The sequence below is a fragment of the Rhizobium mongolense subsp. loessense genome (genome assembly GCF_900099775.1).
Classification (GTDB): Bacteria; Pseudomonadota; Alphaproteobacteria; order Rhizobiales; family Rhizobiaceae; genus Rhizobium; species Rhizobium loessense.
The window spans coordinates 128,963-148,733 of the sequence record NZ_FMTM01000003.1 but is presented as its reverse complement, the minus strand read 5'-3'; the positions used below and the strand labels follow the sequence as shown (position 1 = coordinate 148,733).

The window sequence follows — 19,771 nt, the reverse complement described above, 5'->3', positions numbered from 1 at the left end:
GAAATACCGTCATGGAAACGAGGGTGCTCGCGTCGCATATTCCGCTTCCGCTTGCGGACAGACTCGATGAAACCGCAGCCCAACTCGGCATATCGCGCGACACGATCGTCAGCGAGGCAGTTGCCGCATGGCTCGACAACGAGGAAGAGCGCCGTCTGACGGCACTCCGCACGATGGCAGGCGCCATCGTCGTAGTCGAGCGTCACAGGGTAAGAGACTGGGCAGACAGCCTGTGAGCCGGCAACGGCTCTTTTAGGATCGTCGGCGCCTGCGGCGGCTCGCGCCGACCGTGCAACGCGAAGACGCCGCGATCGGCTGCAAGGTAATAGGCTCGAATAACTTCGAAATTCGCAATGGGCAGCGAGATCGTTACGATTGCTATGATCTAGCCCCTTGCTCTCCCGATCGGGTAACAAGGCTTCTTAACTGGTCTCAACAGTTAAGAAGCCCTCCCCGCTTTCGCCGGGAGGGACTTTCGCTTTACTCCGCCGCTTCCTCGGCTTCTTGCGAATGATCGGCGAGGAAGCCGCCGGACTGGCGGGTCCAGAGATCGGCATAAATGCCGCCCTGACTGACGAGATCGGCGTGCGAACCGGCCTCGATGATGCGGCCCTTGTCGAGCACGATCAGGCGGTCCATCTCCGTCAGCGTCGACAGGCGATGGGCGATTGCGATCACCGTCTTGCCTTCCATCAGCGCGAAGAGGTTCTCCTGGATCGCCGCTTCCACTTCGGAATCGAGCGCCGAGGTCGCCTCGTCGAGCACCAGGATCGGCGCATCCTTCAGGAATACCCGGGCGATCGCAACGCGCTGGCGCTGGCCACCGGAGAGCTTCACGCCGCGCTCGCCGACCTGCGCGTCGAGTCCCTTGCGGCCCTGCATGTCGACAAGCCCTTCGATGAACTCCCAGGCATTTGCCCGCTTCGCCGCCTCGATCACATCCGCGTCCGTCGCATCCGGACGGCCATAGGCGATGTTGTCGCGGATCGAGCGGTGCAGCAGCGACGTATCCTGCGTCACCACGCCGATCAGCGAGCGGAGGCTTTCCTGCGACACATGCGAGATATCCTGGCCGTCGATGGTGATGCGGCCAGCTTCCAGATCGAAGAAGCGCAGCAGCAGGTTCATCAACGTCGTCTTACCGGCTCCGGAGCGCCCGACGAGGCCAACCTTCTCACCCGCCTTGATGTCGAGCGACAGGTTATCGATGACGCCCTTGCCCTTGCCGTAGTGGAAGCGGATCCGCTCGTAATGGATCGCACCCTTCTTCGCCTGCATCGGCGGTGCATCGGGCTTGTCGGTGATGTCGTGGTTCTTTGTCATCATCTCCATGCCGTCATAGACCGTGCCGATGTTTTCAAAGAGCGCCGATACCTCCCACATGATCCACTGCGACATGCCGTTGACGCGCATCGCAAGGCCGATCGCGATGGCGATCGCGCCGACCGAAATCTGGCCATTCAGCCAGAACCAGATCGACAGGCCCGAGATGACGAAGAGCGCCACGCAGTTGTTGATATAAACGCACACATGGAACAGCGTGACGCGCCGCATCTGCTGGTGCACTGTCTGCAGGAATTCGTCCATGCCGGCCTTGGCATAGCCTTCCTCCCTGCCCGCATGCGAGAAGAGCTTGACGGTCGCAATATTCGTGTAGCTGTCGACCACCCGGCCCGTCATCATCGAGCGCGCATCCGCCTGCTGCGCTGCGATCCTGCGCAGCCGGGGCACGAAATACGACACGATGCTGACATAGATGGCAAGCCAGACCAGGATCGGCACCATCAGCCGCCAGTCCGCCGCTGCGATGACGATGATCATCGTCAGGAAATACGTAACGACATAGACGAAGACGTCGAGGATCTTCATCGTTGTTTCACGAACGGCAAGCGAGGTCTGCATTACCTTGGTCGCAACGCGGCCGGCAAACTCGTTGGCAAAGAAGGTCATGCTGTGGCGCAGCAGGAAGCGGTGCATCTGCCAGCGCGCGATCATCGGGTAGTTTCCGAGCAGGACCTGATGCATGATAAGTGAATCGAGCCCAGCCGCCAGCGGCAGACCGACGAGGATCAAAGCCGCCATCCAGGCAAGCTTGTGCCATTCGGTCTGCAGGAACGTCGCCTTGTCGGCATTCGTCAGCCAATCGACGATATCGCCGAGGAACTGGAAGAGTGCCACTTCGCCGATCGCAATCAGCGCCGTCAGCACGGCCATGGCTGCAAGCCAGGGCGCCGCTGGCTTCGTATAGTGCCAGCAGAAGGCAAAAAGACCTTTCGGGGGAACGACAGGCTCCTCACTCGGAAAGGGGTTCAGTCGCTGTTCGAACCAGCTAAACATGAAAAGTGCTCCGGAACTTCACCGTTCCACCTCCCGGCCCGCGCAAAACGCACTAAGGCACATATGGGAACCGGACGTTCGAGGGGCGAGGCCACGACAGCCGCGCAATGGATCAAAAATGGGGAATTTTAGAAAGCTTGCGCTCAGAAGCGCGAGATCGCCACGCTTGGTATCGCGGCTGGAAGGCGCGTAAACATCAGAATATTCATGTCGGCCCTCCCTAGCTGGCGATTGAAGATACGCACCTAATAACGCGAAAATTGCGAAATTTCCAGCCCAAACTCGGCAAAAATTGAACAATTCAGGGTCAAAGGGCGCCCTGTTGCGCCGAAATCACAGTTGAACTAGGTGTCTTTGCCTTAGGCAGCAAGATGGAACTTCGGATGGCCGATCTTAGACTGGCGCTCTATCAGCCCGACATCCCCGGCAATACCGGCACGATCCTGCGTCTTGCCGCCTGTATTGGAGTTGCCGTCGACATCATCGAGCCCGCCGGCTTCGACCTTTCCGACCGCAATTTGAAACGCGCCGGCATGGACTATATCGCAGCCGTTGCGCTCACCCGCCATGTCAGTTGGGATCGCTTCGAGGAATGGCGGGCGCAAACGGGCCGCCGTATCGTGCTCGCCTCTACCAAGGCATCGGTTCGATACACGGACTTCGCTTTCCGGCCGGACGACATTTTACTGTTTGGCCGCGAAAGCGCAGGCGTTCCGGATCATGTTCATGAAACAGCCGACGGGCGCATCCTGATCCCGATGGTCGAGGGCCAGCGCTCGATCAATGTCGCAGTCTCAGCCGCGATGATCGCCGGCGAGGCCCTGCGCCAGACTGTCTGGCGTTGATTTCGCCTCTGAGCGACCTCGCGAAGCCTCGCCATGATATGTCGCAAACGGCGTTGTGCTATCCAGGAACAGGCGTATTATAATTAGCCGGACAATCAAAAAGTGAGAACCGGGCCGCGATTTCAATGAGATGGCAATGCGCTGAGATACCCATTGCGCAGCATTGCGCCGGCCGTGAACGAGAAGAAAAGACCCGCAGGGAATGGAATCCACGATCGTCATGATAAACCTGTTCGGCGCGGTAGCCCTGCTGCTGTTCGGCCTCGCGCAGGTGAAGGACGGCGTGTCGCGGGCCTTCGGTGCGCGGCTGCGAACAGGTCTTGCAACGGGTACGCGAGGCGGCTTGCGCTCCTTCGTTTCGGGCTTCGTCGCAACGCTGGCATTGCAAAGCTCCACGGCGACGGCGCTGATGGTCGCCTCCTTCGTCGAGCGCGAGCTGGTGAAGTCACGCATGGCGCAGATCGTCCTGCTCGGCGCCAATGTCGGCACGGCCGTCACAGCCTGGATCGTCGCGACCGGTATCGAATGGCTGTCGCCGCTCGTCATCCTCGCGGGTATCATCCTCTATCGCAGCGGCTCGACCGCACGCCAAGGTGGTGGCACAGCACTGATCGGCATCGGCCTGATGCTCTTGTCTCTGCATCTCCTGAGCGGCGCGACAGAGCCTATGCGCCAATCGCCCGCGCTTGCCGCCTTTATCGGCCTGCTCGACAACGCCTGGCCGGTGGCGCTTGCGTTCGCTGCGGGCATTGCCTTCATCTCCTCGTCGAGCCTTGCTGCCGTTGTCCTGATCCTTTCCCTGGCATCGACCGGTATTCTCTCGGCGGGATTGGTCATCGTTCTTGTCCTGGGAGCCAATGTTGGCGGGGCAATTCCGCCGGTCGTCGCTTCGCTTGGCGGACCTACCTCGGCAAAGCGCGTTACGCTTGGCAACCTGATCGTCCGGGCCGCCGGCTGCGTGATCGCACTCCCGCTTGCCGGCTACGGCGCCGAGCTTCTGGAAATGCTGCCACTCGATCCCGCCAAGCTGCCGGTCGATGCACATCTCGGCTTCAACCTGATCCTCGCCGCTGTCGCCTGGCCGTTCTCGCGCCTGTTGTCGCAGCTGATGCTGCGTCTCGTTCCGGAGGAAGCACAAACCGACAATGCGCCGAAATATCTCGACCCGCACGAGCTGTCGACGCCCGTCGTGGCGCTTGCAAGCGCCACTCGCGAAGTCCTCGGCGTCGGCGACCTTATAGAACGCATGCTGATCCGAGCCTCCGACGCCTTCGAGCAGGACGACCTGACGAAGCTCAAGGAAATTCCCACGCTCGAAAAGCGGGTCGATAGCCTGCAGCAGGAAGTGAAGGTCTATCTTTCCAAGCTCGGCCGCGAGGGCCTGAGTGAAGAGAACGGCCGCCATTCGATCATCATCATCGACTACGCGATCAACCTCGAGCATATCGGCGATATCATCGAAAAGGGCCTGCTGCCGCAAATCAGCAAAAAGGCTTCGCTCGGCCTGCGGTTTTCCGACGACGGTTACCAGGAGCTCAGGAAGCTCTTCCATTTGACGATCGACAACCTGCGGATCGCGCAAACGATCTTCGTCACGCGCGACTTCAATCTCGCCAAACAGATGATGGAAGTGAAGGTCGAAGTCCGCAGGATGGAGAAGCAATCCGCCGAACGCCACCTTGAACGCCTGCGCGAGGGCTACGCCGACAGCCTGCAGACGAGTTCACTGCATCTCGACATGCTTCGCGATCTAAAACGCATCAACGCCCATATCATCTCGGTCGCGCATCCGATCCTCGATGAGAGCGGATTGCTCATCGAGAGCCGCCTGCGCACGTCTGCGCAATGACGCTCAGTCGGCGGAAGGCAGCCGGCGCATGGTGAATTCTATCTGGTCGTTGTCGAGCTGCCGCCAGCTTTCCACTTCGGTCCAATAGGCCGCCTTCGGGTATTCGGCGAACCATTCGCGCGCCTTTGCCCGCGCGTCAAGCAGGCCAAGCCGATAGGTCTGGCGCACGAAGTGATCGCCCTTGCGGGCAGTGCCTTCCGCCCGATGCCGTTCGATCCTGCGCTTCAAGCCGTCAAACGACGGAGGTCCCGGGATTTTAGTCATGAAACCTACCTCTGACCGGGAAAGGTAGTATTGAAAATATCAATTTGCGAGTCGAATCTTTGCCGCCTCGACTGCGGCTTTCGGCCGGCTGGCAAGGCACCGACGCACCTGATACCACGAAACCGTAATCAGCGATGATCGAGTCGCTTGTGATGCAATAACGACTGCTGGGGATAACGATGGAACGACCAGACCTGCCGATCGGCCTGCCGGACGATATCGAAGAAAAGAAGGTCGCCGCCCGCACTTGGTTCGAAGGGTTGCGCGATACGATCTGCGCCTCCTTCGAGGCATTGGAAGACGAGCTGACCGGCACTCTTTCGGACCAGGAGCCCGGCCGTTTCGTCGGCAAGGAGTGGTCGCGGGAAAATGGCGCCGGCGGCGGGGGCCGAATGTCGATGATGCACGGCCGCGTTTTCGAGAAGGTCGGCGTGCATACCTCCACAGTGTATGGGGAATTCGCACCCGATCTGCGTGCCCAGATGCCGGGCGCCAGCGAAGACCCCCGGTTCTGGGCCTCGGGGATTTCGCTGATCGCCCATCCGGTGAACCCCAATGTACCCACAGTGCATATGAATTCCCGCATGGTCGTCACCTCCAGCCGCTGGTTCGGGGGCGGCGCGGACCTTACGCCGGTGCTCGACCGGCGCCGCACGCAGGAAGACGACGATAGTCGCCTCTTCCACAAAGCGATGGAAATTGCCTGCCGCAGCCATTCGGCCGTCGCCGACTACGGCGCTTACAAGAAATGGTGCGACGAATACTTTTTTCTGAAGCACCGCAACGAACCGCGCGGCATCGGCGGCATCTTTTATGACTGGCTGCATACAAGCGAGGAGGCCGGCGGCTTCGATGCCGACTTCGCTTTCACCCGAGATGTCGGCCGGGCCTTCGCCATGGTTTATCCAAAAATCGTCCGCTCCAATTTCAACAAGGAATGGACCGAAGCCGACCGTGACGAACAATTGATCAGGCGTGGGCGCTATGTCGAGTTCAATTTGCTTTACGATCGCGGTACAATCTTCGGGTTGAAGACGGGAGGCAATATCGAGTCGATACTCTCGTCGATGCCGCCGGTCGTCCGGTGGCCATAACTGTACGACAGCGTACGGGTAAAAATACATTACATGGCCTTCAAGAAGCGTGAGCGCGCGCTAAACTAACGTGCTAAACTGAGCTTGTGTTGCGTAACAATCGGAGGAGGATTGTCATGATGATACAGAGCGGTTCGCCGGCGTCTGGGGATGTTCGGGAGGCAACCCGCGCAAGCGAGACCCCGGATTTCCTGAACCGCATTGCCGAAGAAATGCGAGCCACGAGCGGCTCGGACCTGCCCCTTTCCTGCTTTATCGAACAGGTTAGGTTGCAGCTCGCTGCCGGAAAATCGCTCGAAGAACTGCGCGGACAGGCAAGAGAAGGCGCAAGTTCGAATGCACCGCACCAGTCGTCCGACTGCTTCCGCGCCTGGGCGATGCCGGAATATCGTATGTGATTTGCCGGCCGATGTGCATCATCGGCCGGGAACCTTCTCTCCGTTTCGCACATTGAAGTTTCGCACATCGAGGAAACCGCGTGTCAGCGCGATCATCCTGTCATGTTCCGGACAAAGGAGTAGACAATGCGACTTTTCGAATGCGGTACGCTCGTTCCGGGCTGCACCTGGCACACCCGCGCCGATGAGGACGCCGAAGTCGTCCGCCGCGCGGTCGAGCACATGAAGTCCGCCCATGGTGAAACGACCATTCGCGAAAACATGGTCGACAACATCAAGGCCCGCATCCGCGACGAAGCGACAGCGGCCTGATCACTTCGAAAGTTCATTCAGCCGGGCGAGCAGCGTCGCCCGGTCGGCGGCAAAATTCTCGTCGATCCATTGGCTCTCGAGTTTCGCAAGCGTCTCGCCGACACGCGGACCTGCGGGAATTCCGGTGGAAATGACATCGCCGCCGCCGATTGGAAACTGCGGTCTCTTCCACACCAGAGCTCGGTCCAACAGCTTGCCGAGCCTGGCCGACCGGCTCATTTCCTTCATGTCGCCTTCCGCCTTGCCGCGAGCAGCTGCGAGCGCGAGCTTCAGGCGCGTGACGACGCCTTCCGCACCACTGCGATAGAGCAGTCGGTCGAATGCCGCGGCAGATACTTCGTCATCGATTGGGGGAGCCGACGCGAAGGCCCTGAAATAGGCCGCTTCGGCATTCGAAAATCTCAGGCGGACCGCCAGCTTCTCCAGCCGTTCGGCATCGGGCGGAACGATCGAAGCGAGCCGCAGAAGCGGATCGGACTTCCAGCCGAGTGCCTTTTCGGTAGTGACCAGTCCTGGAATGGCGTCGATGCCCCATTTCTCCGTCTCCGGCAGGACTTCACTGAGCACCGAAACCTGCCGCATCCAGAGCAGCGCCCGGCCCGGATCGTCGGCAGCAAGCAACTTGCGAAGTTCGGACCAAACCCGTTCGGACGAAAGCGTGGTGAGCTTCGAACGCGCCGCCGAACAGGCCCGCAGTCCTTCCGCATCGGGCCGGCCGGAGCCGTAGTGAGCAAAAAAGCGGAAGAACCGCAGGATGCGCAGGTAGTCCTCGGCAATGCGCGTCGCCGCATTCCCAATGAAACGGATGTTGCGCTTCTCAATATCGGCAAGCCCGCCGACGAGATCGACCACCTCACCCTTGGAATTCATGTAAAGGGCGTTGATCGTCAGGTCGCGCCGTTCCGCATCTGCCTGCCAGTCGGTGCTGAAGGCGACCTTGGCGCGGCGCCCGTCAGTCTCGACGTCTGTGCGCAGCGTCGTCACTTCGAACGGCTTTCCTTCGATCACCAGCGTCACGGTGCCATGCTCGATGCCGGTGGGGATCGCCTTGCTGCCGGACGCCTTCGCCCGTTCCGTCACGGCGTCCGGCGTCAGCGTCGTCGCGATGTCGATATCGCTGACCGGAAGCCCCATCAGGCTGTTGCGCACGGCGCCGCCAACGACGCGCCCCTCCCCGCCGTCCGCGTTCAGGAGCGCAAAGACGCGCTGAAGGCGGGGATCCTTGAACCATGCTTCATCAGCAAGGCTGGTCATGCATAAAGCCTCTCGTAAAGGGTGCGGACGATACCCGCCGTGATGCCCCAGATCATCCAGCTTTCATAGGGCATGCGGTAAAAATGCCGGTCGATGCCCTCGACCAGGCGCCTGTCGCGGGTGTGGTTTTGCGGGTTCATCAGGAAGGAAAGCGGCACCTCAAAGACATCGTCGACTTCCCGCGGATTGGGCTTCAGCTCGAACCCCCGCCGGACGACGCCGAGCACCGGCGTGATGCGGAAGCCGGTGGCGGCGAGATAGTGCGGCAGGCGTCCGACCGTCTCTACGAATGAGCCGGCAATGCCGATCTCTTCCTGTGTCTCGCGGATCGCCGCCATCTCCGGAGAAATGTCCGTAGAATCGATCGCTCCGCCAGGAAAGGATATCTGGCCGGAATGCTTGCGCAGGTTCGCCGTGCGCTTGGTGAAGATGACATGGGCCTCATCGCCGTCGTCGACTACCGGCACCAGCACAGCGGCGTCGCGTAGGTGGAAGCTCTCGACCATCGCGACGATATCCGGATTGAGGATGTGGTCGCCGTGATCCCGCCAGGAATGATCGACCGGCCCGCCGTTTTGATTGAGCGCCCGGCGTCGGAATTCGGCGGCGGAATAGAGTGGGTAGCCTTGGGTCGGGGCATTGCTCATCGGGACAGCATATCCAGTTCATCGGCGGCCATGACAGGGAAAATGCAGCCGCCGGAGCGGACGCAGAACATCTCCCTGCCCTCGATATTCGCAATCTCGCCGAGGTCCGCCAGTTCATACATCACAGCCCGCGACACCAGCGCCTCGAGACGCCCGCGCACATGCAGATAGGGTTTCAATTCGCTGTTTTCGCCATGAATCACGAAGCGCAGCGGATACTCCTTGCCGGCCTCGACGACATCGCCGGTATTGGTGCGGAATGTCAGCACCTGCTGACCATTGCGGTGCGTCACGCTCATCTCGACGGCGACGAACGGCGCGTCAGCGACCCTGATTCCGACTTTTTCCACTGGAGTGACGAGATAAGTTTTTCCGTCCTCGTCCTTGCGCAGGACGGTGGAAAACAGGCGAACCAGGGGCGCACGGCCGATCGGCGTTCCCATGTAGAACCATGTGCCATCGGCGCGGATTTCCATGTCGATATCGCCGCAGAAGGGTGGATTCCATTTCTCGACCGGTGGAAGTCCGCGCTTCTTGCCGGAGGTTTCGCCAGCAGCAGCGCGCGAAATCAGCGCGGCAAGCCCTGCGGCATCTTCACTCGCCCTGATCTGTTGCGCTGCCATTCTTCTGTCCCGGTTTGCTCTTAACGATAGAATAGTCACGAGATAGTCATTTGGAACGAACTTGTCAGCCCGCAACATATCCATAACTCTATAGGGTACGAGCCAGAGGCGTAAGTCCGCCGATTCGCGACGAATGATGCAGCCGTTGGAGATACTTTATGGGTATGATGAAGACCGAAGACAGCCTCGGGGAGAAGGAAATCATCGCTGCCGCAGAAAAGGCGCTCGCCGATATCGCCCTTGTGCGCGAAGAAGTCTCGAAGGTGATCTTTGGCCAGGAAAGCGTCGTCGAAAACACCCTGCTCGCTGTTCTTTCAGGCGGCCATGCACTTCTGGTCGGCGTGCCCGGCCTTGCAAAAACCAAGCTGGTGACCACGCTCGGCGAAGTGCTCGGCCTCGGCGCGAACCGCATCCAGTTCACGCCGGACCTGATGCCGTCGGACATCCTCGGCTCCGAAGTGATGGACCAGGACGAGAACGGCCGCCGCTCCTTCCGCTTCGTCAAAGGCCCGGTGTTCGCCCAACTGCTGATGGCGGATGAGATCAATCGCGCCTCACCGCGCACGCAGTCGGCTCTGCTGCAATCGATGCAGGAGTATCACGTCACGATCGCCGGCCAGCGCTACGACCTGCCGACGCCTTTCCACGTTCTCGCCACCCAGAACCCGCTGGAACAGGAAGGCACCTACCCGCTGCCGGAAGCTCAGCTCGACCGCTTCCTGCTGCAGGTGGACGTACACTATCCGGAGCTTGCCGCCGAACGCCAGATCCTGCTCGAGACGACCGGCATTAGCGAAACGAAGCCGCAAGCCGTCCTCGATGCGGGGCGGCTGATGGAAATCCAGAAGCTCATCCGCCAGATGCCAGTGAGCGACAAGGTCGTCGATGCGATCCTCGATCTTGTTCGCTCCGCCCGCCCCGGCGAGGGCAACGCTGCGACCGACAAGAATGTGGCCTGGGGCCCGGGTCCGCGCGCCGGCCAGGCGATGATGCTCTGCGCCCGCGCCCGCGCCCTATATGAAGGCCGTCTGGCGCCGTCGCTGGACGATATCCATGCGCTTGCCGAACCCGTTCTCGAACACCGCATGGCGCTTACCTTCGCTGCACGTGCCGAGGGCATGTCGGTCCGCGATGTCATCGCCGGCCTCGTCAAGCAGGCCAAAGGATAAGGAAGCCGGACGCGTGGCATCTATCGGACAGATCGTCAATCCGACCCCTGGCAGCGATGCCCTCGCCCGCGCAAGACAGCGGGCCTCTCTGGTGCCGGACTGCCTCGTCGAAGCCAAGCGCATTGCCAACACTGTGATTGCCGGCTGGCATGGGCGCCGCAAGCGCGGCATCGGCGAGAATTTCTGGCAGTTCCGCCCCTATACCGAGGGGGAAAGCCTATCGCGCATCGACTGGCGTCGCTCCGCCCGCGACGACCATACCTATGTTCGCGAGCGCGAATGGGAAGCCGCCCATACCATCTGGCTGTGGGCCGACATGTCGCCCTCGATGATGTACAAGTCGACCTTCGGCAGTGTCTCGAAGGAAAGCCGCGCGCTCGTCATCATGCTGGCGCTCGCTGAAATCCTTGCGCGCTCCGGCGAACGCATCGGTTGTCCGGGTGTCATGGAACCGGTCGCCGCCCGCAATGCCGCCGAGCGGCTTGCAACCGCGCTCATGCATGCGCCACTACCGGGCGGGCTGCCGGACATCGCCATGATCCGCGGCTGGAGCGACCTCGTGCTCATCGGCGATTTCCTGGACGATGCGCCAGCGATCATGGCCCGCCTCACACCGCTTGCCCGTCGCGGTCTTCGCGGTCATGTGATCGAGATCGCCGATCCGGCCGAAGAGCTTTTCCCCTATACCGGCCGTACCGAATTCACCGATCCGGAAACCGGCTCGAAGCTCGTGTCCGGCCGCGCGGAAAACATCCGCGAAGCCTATAGTCGCGCCTATCTGGCCCGCCGCGACGGCCTCGGCCAATCGCTTAGACATCTCGGCTGGACGTTCGTTACCCATCGCACGGATCACCTGGCATCCGAAGCGCTGGTTGCAGTGCATATGTATCTGTCCGGGATGCCGGCCAAGGCGACACATGGGGGGCTGTTATGAGCACCCTTCCCTTTGCTTTCGCCTATCCTGCAATCCTCGGCGCGCTGGTTGCCCTGCCGGTCATCTGGTGGCTGCTGCGGCTGACGCCGCCGCGCCCGAAATCCGAAGTCTTCCCGCCGCTGAAGATACTGGCCGCCGTTCTGAAGCGCGAGGAAACGCCCGCTCAAAGCCCCTGGTGGTTGACGCTGCTTCGAATGCTGCTCGCCGCTGCCGTGATCCTTGCGATCGCCGATCCGGTTTTCAATCCGCGCACCAATTCGCTTGCCGCAGGCGGTCCGCTCGTTCTTTTCGTCGACAATGGCTGGGCGACGGCGCCGGATTGGCAGCGCCGCGTACAGACCGCCGAAGCACTGATCGACGACGCCGAATCCGCAGGCGCCCCCGTCGCGGTGGCCTTTACCGCCGATCCCACCAACAATGCTGTGCCGGGCACCACAACGGCGGCGCGCGACATGCTGCGCGCGGCAGAACCGCAGCCGCTCGTCCCGGATCGCGAACGCGCCTTCGAGGCATTGCGCGCCGCCCTCAACGGCACAAAACCCGGTACGCTCGCCTTCCTTTCTGACGGCGCGGCCGCCAAGGAAAACGATGCGACCGTGCGCCAGCTCGCCGACCTGAAGCCTGCCGAGCTCCGTCTCATCGAAGGCGACACCACACGGACGATCGCGATCACCGGTGCCACGAATGCCGCCGACGCCATGAGCGTAACCGCGACGCGCCTCGACAGCGGCGGCGCCGCCTCGCTGCCGCTGACGGCGCAGGATGCGCAGGGCCGTGCGATTGCCGCAGGCACGGTGGATTTCCAGGCCGGGCAGTCGGTCGCCGCCGGCTCGATCCCTGCCCCCTTCGAGATGCGCAACGATTTCGCCCGCGTCAGCATCGATAATCTTGCGACGGCAGGGTCGGTCCATCTGCTCGACGATGGCTTCAAGCGCCGGCGCGTCGTGCTGCTTTCCGGCGAAGCGGGCGATGAATTCCAGCCGCTGCTATCGCCTCTCTATTACATCCAGCGCGCACTGCAGCCTTATGCCGATCTGATCCAGCCGAACACGCCGGATCTCGCTGCCTCCATCCCTGATCTGCTGTCGCAGAATCCATCCGTTATCATCATGGCCGATATCGGCCGGCTACCGCAGGAAACCTATGAGCCGATGCAGCGCTGGATCGCCAATGGCGGCACGCTGATCCGCTTCGCTGGGCCGCGCCTTGCCGCCGCCCCCGCGGACGATCCGCTGGTGCCGGTGACGTTGCGCCAGGGCGAGCGTGCGCTTGGCGGCGCGCTCTCCTGGGCCGAGCCGCAGCCGCTGGCGGATTTTCCGAATTTCGGTCCTTTCGCCGGCATGGCCAAGCCGACCGACGTGACCGTCAAGCGACAGGTTCTGGCCGAGCCGACGCCCGATCTTGCCGAGCGAACCTGGGCGAGCCTTGCCGACGGCACGCCGCTGGTAACGACCAAGCCGATCAACGCAGGCCGTATCGTGCTCTTCCATGTCAGCGCCGAGGCAACCTGGTCCAACCTGCCGATCTCCGGCAATTTCGTCGAGATGCTGCGTCGCATCGTTCAGCTCTCCCGCTCGGGGGGCGTCACCTCCGAGGCCGGTGCTGCAACGACCGCTGAAGCCCTGCCGCCCTTCCGCCTGCTGACGGCGAAGGGCGTGCTCACGACAGAGACCGGCACGGCACGGCCGTTGATCCCGAACGCAAAGACCGAGCCCGTTTCCAATTTCGACAACCCGCCTGGACTCTATGGTTCGGAAGACGGCTTTACCGCATTGAATGTATTGCCGAATAACGCCGAGCTGAGGCCGCTCGACACAGCCGGCATCAATCTCCTGCGCGAGGGCCTGATCGGTGGTGAAACCTGGTCCGCCAAGCCGGCTCTCTTCCTCATCGCCTTCCTGCTGCTTCTGGCAGACAGCCTCGTCGTGATGTTCATGGGCGGCGCCTTCTCCCGGTTGCGTTCGGCGGCCCGGCCCGCGGCGATCATCGCAGTCGCCCTCAGCACGGCTCTCTTCCTGCAGCCCTCGCAATTGCGCGCCGACGATTCCAAGCCTGGCGACGACCAGATATTCCAGCGATTGGACAATACCCACCTCGCCTATGTCGTCACCGGCGAGCAGGATGTCGACAATATTTCCGAGCACGGCCTTGAAGGCCTGACCGAGTTCTTGACCTTCCGCACGACACTGGAGCCGGCGCCGCCCGTCGGCCTTGATCTCACGAAGGACGAGCTCTCCTTCTATCCTATCATTTACTGGCCGGTTTCCGCCTCCGCGCCGATGCCGTCGACGGCTGCGATCAACCGCATCGACGCCTATATGCGCGCCGGTGGCACCGTGCTTTTCGATACGCGCGACCAGTTCTCCTCACTGGATAACAATGGCGGCGCCTCGAGTGCCAACGGCGAGCGCCTGCAGCAGATCCTCGCCAATCTCGACATCCCCCCGCTGGAGCCGGTTCCTTCGGACCACGTTCTGACGAAGTCCTTCTACCTGCTCTCCAGCTTCCCGGGCCGCTATTCCGGAAGTCCGCTCTGGATCGAGTCGAGGCAGGACAATCGCGCATCGGACACCAAATCGACGGCCTCGGCCGACGGTGTTTCGCCGATCCTGATCACCGGCAACGACTTAGCCGGGGCCTGGGCGGTCGATCAGAACGGCGCACCGATGCTGCCGACCGTTCCGCCGGATGAGATGCAGCGTGAATACTCCTATCGCGCCGGCGTCAACATCATGATGTATATGCTAACGGGCAACTACAAGACCGATCAGGTCCACATCCCCGCGCTCCTCGAACGGCTGGGGCAATGACATGACGGTTGATTTTTCACCCTTTATTCCCTGGCCGGTCCTTGCAGCGCTCGCGGCCGTCGTCGCGGTCGTCGCGGTCTTCGCCATCTGGCGCGGCATCCGCGGCGCCTGGATCCGCACGCTCGCCGCCCTCGCATTGCTGGCAGCGCTCGCAAATCCGCTGCTTATGCAGGAAGATCGCGAGCAGCTTTCGACGGTCGTTCCCGTCATCGTCGATCGGAGCCAGAGCCAGCAGACGCCGGAACGCATCAAGATGACCGACGAGGCGCTGGCGCAGTTGAAGGATCGTCTCTCGCGTTTTTCGAATATTGAACCGCGCTATGTCGATGCAACCGAGCCGGAAAATTCCGATACGCCGTCGACACGCCTCTTTTCCGCCCTTTCGGCCGCCGTTGCAGACGTACCTCCAGCGCGCATCGGCGGTGCGATCATGCTGACGGATGGCGAAGTGCACGATGCGCCGGGCGTCAATCAGGCGCTCGGCTTTGACGCGCCGGTCCACGGCCTGATCACCGGCAAGGCCAACGAATTCGACCGCCGCGTCGAGGTGATCAAGGCGCCGCGCTTCGGCATCGTCAATGAAGAGCAGCAACTGGTCCTGCGCGTCTTCGATGACGGCCCGAGCCCGGGCAGCACGGCCGATGTCACTGTGAAGCTGAACGGCGACGTGATCGCCGCGCTCCAGGCGACACCAGGGCAGGACACGCCGTTTTCCTTTAAGGTTCCGCGCGGCGGCAGCAACGTGCTGGAATTCTCGGTGGCCGGACTGCCTGGCGAAGTGACGGAGGCAAACAACCGCGCCGTTCATGTCATCGATGGCATCCGCGAAAACCTGCGCGTGCTTTTGGTTTCCGGCGAGCCGCATGCCGGCGAGCGCGCCTGGCGCAATCTCCTGAAGTCCGACGCCTCGGTCGATCTCGTCCATTTCACCATTCTGCGCCCGCCTGAAAAGCAGGACGGCACACCGATCAACGAGCTTTCGCTGATCGCCTTCCCGACACGCGAGCTGTTCGTCGACAAGATCAAAGACTTCGACCTGATCATCTTCGACCGCTACCAGCATCGCGGCGTGCTGCCGATCCTCTACTATGACTACATTGCACAGTATGTCGAAAATGGCGGTGCACTGCTCATCGCTGCAGGTCCCGAGCATGCCGGCCAGGATTCGATTGCACTGACGCCGCTTTCGGCCGTTCTCCCTGCCGAACCGACCGGCCAGATGATCGACAAGGCCTTCTATCCCCGCCTTTCCGAGGAGGGCCGCAAGCATCCCGTCACCCGCGGCCTCGACGGCTCCGCTGACGAGCCGCCGCATTGGGGCCGCTGGTTTCGCAGCGTCGATGTCGCGTCTCCGCATGGCCAGACGGTCATGGTTGGCGCAGACAATCATCCTCTGCTGCTTTTGAACCGTGCCGGCCAGGGGCGCGTCGCCATGCTGCTCTCCGACCAGGGCTGGCTGTGGGCCCGCGGCTTCGAGGGCGGCGGCCCGCACGTCTCGCTCTACCGCCGCATCGCCCATTGGCTGATGAAGGAACCGGCGCTTGAGGAAGAAGCGCTGACGGCGCGCGCCTCCGGCCGCACACTGGAGGTAACCCGCCAGACGATCGGCGACAATCCGGGCGAGGCCACAGTCCGATATCCATCAGGCAAGACGGAAAATCTGCCGCTGAACCAGTCCGAACCCGGTCTCTTCAAGGCCGAGAAGAAGATGGACGAGATCGGCCTCTTCGAAATCCGCAACGGCAACCTGACGACGCTCGTTCATGTCGGCGCCGTCGATGCACCCGAATTCAAGGCGATGATTTCGACGACGGATGTGCTGAAGCCTATTTCCGGCAAGACGCGCGGCCTTGTCACCCGCGTTTCAGATAACAATGGAGCGATCGAAGTTCCGCCGATCCTTCCGGTTCGCGGCCAGGTTCGCGTCGCCGACAATGACCGTATGCAGATCAAGTTGACGAACGAGACCGTGCTGAAGGGGATCAACACCCTGCCGCTCTTTGCCGGTTTTGCCGGTGTCGGCGTGCTGCTGCTCGCCTTCGGCGCCATGTGGTGGCGTGAAGGACGATGAGTCTCGCTTAGGCGAGCGAGACCCGCCGCGCTTCTGCATCGATCGCAAGCGCGGCGACCGCAGCCACTACCAGCAGCGCTGCAAATAGCCCGATGGCGATACCGAGACCCAGCGACACGACGAATGTCATCAGCGACGGTGCGGCAAGCCCGCCGAGCCGAGCCATGGCGCCTGCCGTCCCCATTCCGGTGGCGCGCGATGCCGTCGGGTAGAGCTCGGGCGTATAGGCGTAAAGCGCGCCCCAAGTACCGAGCAGCGCGAAGCTCATGATCAGCAGCGATGCGCCGATCAGCACGTCATCGGGCGAAAGCACCAAAAGCAGGCATCCCGCCGCCGAAAGCAGACAAAAGCCGATCAGCGTTGGCCGCCGTCCCCATTTCTCGACACCGTAGGCCGCCAGCGCGTAGCCCGGTATCTGGGCGAGCGCCACGAAGACGAGAAAGCCATAGCCGCGCACGAAACCGAAGCCCTCGCCGGCAAGCCTTGCAGGCATCCAGGTGAAGACGCCGTAATAGGAGACCGAAACGAGAAACCATATCGCTAGGATCATCAGACTGCGGCGGCGAAGCGAGGCAGAGAAGATCCCCTCTGAAGGCGCATGCGGGGCCGGCACAATCTGATCGGCGGGGGCAAGCTCCGGCCCTGCCATTGCGTTTCAGCATTCGGTTGACGATCGCCTTGGCCTCTTCGGCACGGCCTGTTCGCAACAGATAGAGTGGCGATTCCGGCACGAAGAAGCGAAGCCCGATGCCGAAGATGGCAGGCAGCGCCGTCACGGCAAAGATGTAGCGCCACGCATCGGCAACGCCGGCGACGCTTGCAGCCCATGCGGCAAGCGCAACGATCAACGTGCCGACCGCCCAGAACCCCTCGAGCACGACGAGCCAACGGCCTCGGTTCTTTGCGGGCAGAAATTCCGCCATATCGCATAGTCGACCGGCAACGTACCCCCAACGGCCATCCCCGTTAAGAAGCGTAGAGCGAGAAGGCTGGTGAAATCCGGAGGCGAAGATCGAAAGCGTACCAAACAAGGCATCACAGGCGACCGTCAGGATCGGCGCGGAGCGTCGGCCCACCCTGTCGGCGAGCCGGCCGAAGACGACGGCGCCGATCAGCATGCCGAGGAAGAAAAGCGTTCCGGTCTGCAGTGCCTGTGGGACCGTCAGCTGGAACGTGGCGGCGATCGAAGCGGCCGTGAAGCCGACGGCTAGCACCTGCATGGCGTCGGCCGCCGAGACAAGCCCGAAAATCGCCATCAGCCGCCGCTGAAATGCGCCTCTCCCGGCGCGATCCAGCGCCTCGTCCATCGAAATTCCGCTCGTGCCGCCCTCCACCAAGCTGCCGAAACCTCGCGCAAAGTGAGGTTCAGGGAAAATCAGCGATAGAACATATGACCTATGCACGCCAACCGATTATACCCTTGAGACGCTGATGGACATCTTCGGCAATCGGAACGACCAGAACGCGGGCAGGATCGACTGGCCCTGGAAAGGAGAGCGCGTTGTAGGCAACCTTCTCGAAGCCGAGCGGGCAATAATACGGCGGATCGCCGACAAGGATGACGGCTTCGGAGCCGTTGCGCCTTGCCGCCTCCACCGCGATCCGCACGAGTTCGCGGCCGATGCCCATATTCTTGTGCGATGGCCGGACGGCGAGCGGTCCGAGCAGGTGTCCTTTAACATCGCCCGCCATGACCGGCGTCATTCTGACCGAGGCGATCGTTTCGCCGTCATCGGTACAGATGAAGGAGAGCGACAGATCGTGCGGCCCCTGCTCGCGGATGCGGGCAGCGGCACGCGTGTGCCGGCCGGGGCCGAATGCTTCTTCGTTGATGTGTTCGATAGCCGCGTCGTGAGACGCATCCTCAGTGAGGTAGACCAGATCGTGCTTGTGCATGATGAGACAGAAACCGGATAGACGGAAGTGATGACTTTCGAGCACGCACTTAGGCGTTCGGGAACATCAGCGTCGTCGCAGATTTCTGGATGCGTAAATCAAATCGGGTTCCTGAGAAAATGTGAAAAGGCCGATAGCAGGAAAAATTTCCCTCGTCCAACGCAAAGTGACGTCACCGAAAAAACATTTGTGACGCACTGTTCAGTCTTTGCACCCCTGCAAAGATCGGCCGCGTGCAATATGTTTCCGCCAACGACGAATTTGAAGGAAGCGCACAATGGGCATGCTGGTCGATGGCGTCTGGCAGGACGTCTGGTACGATACGAAGGAAACGAAGGGCCACTTCAAGCGCGCGGCCTCTCAGTTCCGCAATTGGATCACGGCCACTGGAGAGGCCGGACCGACGGGCACCGGCGGCTTCAAGGCAGAGGCTGACCGCTATCATCTCTATGTCTCACTCGCCTGCCCCTGGGCACACCGCACGCTCATTTTCCGCAAACTGAAGAAGCTCGATGACATCATCTCCGTGTCCGTCGTCGATCCGCTGATGGCCGAGAACGGCTGGGAATTCAAAATCGGCGACGGCGCGACTGGCGATCACCTTTACGGTGCAAGGACCCTCTTCGAGATCTACGTGAAGGCCGATCCGCACTATTCCGGCCGCGTCACCGTTCCCGTGCTCTGGGACAAGAAGACCGGCACGATCGTCAACAATGAATCAGCCGAGATCATCCGCATGTTCAACAGCGCCTTCGACGGCCTGACCGATTCGAAGACGGATTTTTATCCCGCCCATCTCCGCGCCGATATCGATGCGCTGAATGCGATCGTCTACGACACCGTCAACAACGGCGTCTACAAGGCCGGCTTTGCAACGACGCAGGAAGCCTACGAAGAGAATGTCGTGAAGATTTTCGAAACGCTGGACATGCTGGACGAGCGTCTTAGCAAAAGCCGCTATCTCTTCGGCGACCGGCTGACGGAAGCCGACTGGCGGCTGTTCACGACGCTGGCGCGCTTCGATACGGTCTATGTCGGCCACTTCAAGTGCAACATCCGCCGCATTGAAGACTACAAGAACCTGTCGGGCTACCTGCGAGATCTTTATCAGACGCCGGGCGTCAAGGAGACGGTGAACCTGCGCCACATCAAGGAACACTATTACCGCAGCCACAGGGCGATCAATCCGACGGGCCTGGTCCCGGTCGGGCCGACTCTCGATCTCGACCGACTGCACGGCCGCGCCAAGCTCGCCGATGCAGCGTGAA

The 19,771-nt window shown here is 61.7% G+C and carries 18 protein-coding genes and 1 pseudogene; 11 read left to right on the top strand and 8 right to left on the bottom strand.

Going from position 1 to position 19,771, the window contains the following annotated elements; translation table 11 throughout:
• Window positions 1-11 precede the first annotated feature (11 nt).
• Complete coding sequence (locus tag BLP23_RS11925; protein WP_028739501.1) at window positions 12-236, top strand: ribbon-helix-helix domain-containing protein; 225 nt, start codon at window positions 12-14, stop codon at window positions 234-236.
• A gap of 244 nt (window positions 237-480) precedes the next feature.
• On the opposite strand, the gene BLP23_RS11920 is transcribed toward BLP23_RS11925, so the two are convergent.
• On the bottom strand, window positions 481-2,337 hold the full coding sequence (locus BLP23_RS11920) for an ABC transporter ATP-binding protein (protein WP_092585089.1): 1,857 nt from the start codon (window positions 2,335-2,337) through the stop codon (window positions 481-483).
• Window positions 2,338-2,720: 383 nt separating this feature from the next.
• Here BLP23_RS11920 and BLP23_RS11915 point away from each other — a divergent pair, with 383 nt between their 5' ends.
• Together BLP23_RS11915 and BLP23_RS11910 are read left to right on the top strand one after the other, a co-directional pair.
• Complete coding sequence (locus tag BLP23_RS11915; protein ID WP_092585088.1) at window positions 2,721-3,182, top strand: tRNA (cytidine(34)-2'-O)-methyltransferase; 462 nt, start codon at window positions 2,721-2,723, stop codon at window positions 3,180-3,182.
• A gap of 202 nt (window positions 3,183-3,384) precedes the next feature.
• A complete protein-coding gene (locus BLP23_RS11910) occupies window positions 3,385-5,031 on the top strand; it encodes a Na/Pi cotransporter family protein (RefSeq protein ID WP_092585087.1) in 1,647 nt (548 codons plus the stop codon).
• Between the two features lie 3 nt (window positions 5,032-5,034).
• On the opposite strand, the gene BLP23_RS11905 is transcribed toward BLP23_RS11910, so the two are convergent.
• Window positions 5,035-5,295 (bottom strand): hypothetical protein, encoded by a 261-nt coding sequence (locus tag BLP23_RS11905; protein ID WP_022714201.1) that lies wholly within the window; start codon window positions 5,293-5,295, stop codon window positions 5,035-5,037.
• Window positions 5,296-5,474: 179 nt separating this feature from the next.
• Here BLP23_RS11905 and hemF point away from each other — a divergent pair, with 179 nt between their 5' ends.
• The 3 genes from hemF (at window position 5,475) to BLP23_RS11890 (ending at window position 7,099) form a co-directional block, all read left to right on the top strand.
• Window positions 5,475-6,389, top strand: a complete 915-nt coding sequence (hemF, locus tag BLP23_RS11900) for an oxygen-dependent coproporphyrinogen oxidase (RefSeq protein WP_092585086.1) — start codon at window positions 5,475-5,477, stop codon at window positions 6,387-6,389.
• 116 nt (window positions 6,390-6,505) lie between these two features.
• The gene (locus BLP23_RS11895) at window positions 6,506-6,787 is read left to right on the top strand and encodes a hypothetical protein (protein WP_092585085.1); all 282 of its coding nucleotides are present in this window, start codon (window positions 6,506-6,508) and stop codon (window positions 6,785-6,787) included.
• 126 nt (window positions 6,788-6,913) lie between these two features.
• Window positions 6,914-7,099, top strand: a complete 186-nt coding sequence (locus BLP23_RS11890) for a DUF1059 domain-containing protein (RefSeq protein ID WP_074061864.1) — start codon at window positions 6,914-6,916, stop codon at window positions 7,097-7,099.
• Here the strand turns inward: BLP23_RS11890 and BLP23_RS11885 are convergent, their stop codons facing one another.
• The 3 genes from BLP23_RS11885 to BLP23_RS11875 are packed head-to-tail and all read right to left on the bottom strand — an operon-like array spanning window position 7,100 to window position 9,623.
• Window positions 7,100-8,353 carry a CCA tRNA nucleotidyltransferase gene (locus BLP23_RS11885; RefSeq protein ID WP_092585084.1) on the bottom strand — a complete coding sequence of 418 codons (1,254 nt, stop codon included), beginning with the start codon at window positions 8,351-8,353 and terminating at the stop codon, window positions 7,100-7,102.
• The gene (locus BLP23_RS11880) at window positions 8,350-9,000 is read right to left on the bottom strand and encodes a CoA pyrophosphatase (RefSeq protein ID WP_092585083.1); all 651 of its coding nucleotides are present in this window, start codon (window positions 8,998-9,000) and stop codon (window positions 8,350-8,352) included. The genes BLP23_RS11885 and BLP23_RS11880 overlap by 4 nt, the downstream gene beginning before the upstream one ends.
• Window positions 8,997-9,623: a DUF1285 domain-containing protein gene (locus BLP23_RS11875; protein WP_092585082.1), complete on the bottom strand. Its 627-nt coding sequence runs from the start codon at window positions 9,621-9,623 to the stop codon at window positions 8,997-8,999. The genes BLP23_RS11880 and BLP23_RS11875 overlap by 4 nt, the downstream gene beginning before the upstream one ends.
• Window positions 9,624-9,781: 158 nt before the next feature.
• On the opposite strand from BLP23_RS11875, the gene BLP23_RS11870 reads away from it, so the two are divergent.
• Genes BLP23_RS11870 through BLP23_RS11855 form a run of 4 tightly spaced genes read left to right on the top strand, consistent with a single transcriptional unit; the run spans window position 9,782 to window position 16,607 of the window.
• Entirely contained in the window at window positions 9,782-10,792 is a 1,011-nt protein-coding gene (locus BLP23_RS11870; protein ID WP_092585081.1) for an AAA family ATPase, read from the top strand.
• Window positions 10,793-10,805: 13 nt separating this feature from the next.
• A complete protein-coding gene (locus BLP23_RS11865) occupies window positions 10,806-11,726 on the top strand; it encodes a DUF58 domain-containing protein (protein ID WP_022714192.1) in 921 nt (306 codons plus the stop codon).
• Window positions 11,723-14,536: a DUF4159 domain-containing protein gene (locus BLP23_RS11860; RefSeq protein ID WP_092585080.1), complete on the top strand. Its 2,814-nt coding sequence runs from the start codon at window positions 11,723-11,725 to the stop codon at window positions 14,534-14,536. Before BLP23_RS11865 ends, BLP23_RS11860 begins: the two co-directional genes overlap by 4 nt.
• A gap of 1 nt (window position 14,537) precedes the next feature.
• The gene (locus BLP23_RS11855; protein ID WP_092585079.1) at window positions 14,538-16,607 is read left to right on the top strand and encodes a hypothetical protein; all 2,070 of its coding nucleotides are present in this window, start codon (window positions 14,538-14,540) and stop codon (window positions 16,605-16,607) included.
• 7 nt (window positions 16,608-16,614) lie between these two features.
• Here BLP23_RS11855 and BLP23_RS35255 read toward each other — a convergent pair whose 3' ends face one another.
• From BLP23_RS35255 to BLP23_RS11845, 3 genes and pseudogenes are all read right to left on the bottom strand, one after another.
• Window positions 16,615-17,256, bottom strand: a complete 642-nt coding sequence (locus BLP23_RS35255; protein ID WP_407691786.1) for an MFS transporter — start codon at window positions 17,254-17,256, stop codon at window positions 16,615-16,617.
• Between the two features lie 58 nt (window positions 17,257-17,314).
• Window positions 17,315-17,827 (bottom strand): annotated as a pseudogene (locus tag BLP23_RS35250) (MFS transporter); the annotation flags it as partial.
• 175 nt (window positions 17,828-18,002) lie between these two features.
• Window positions 18,003-18,503: a GNAT family N-acetyltransferase gene (locus BLP23_RS11845; RefSeq protein WP_092585078.1), complete on the bottom strand. Its 501-nt coding sequence runs from the start codon at window positions 18,501-18,503 to the stop codon at window positions 18,003-18,005.
• Window positions 18,504-18,780: 277 nt separating this feature from the next.
• On the opposite strand from BLP23_RS11845, the gene BLP23_RS11840 reads away from it, so the two are divergent.
• Window positions 18,781-19,770 carry a glutathione S-transferase family protein gene (locus BLP23_RS11840; RefSeq protein ID WP_092585077.1) on the top strand — a complete coding sequence of 330 codons (990 nt, stop codon included), beginning with the start codon at window positions 18,781-18,783 and terminating at the stop codon, window positions 19,768-19,770.
• The last annotated feature ends 1 nt before the right edge of the window (window position 19,771 follow it).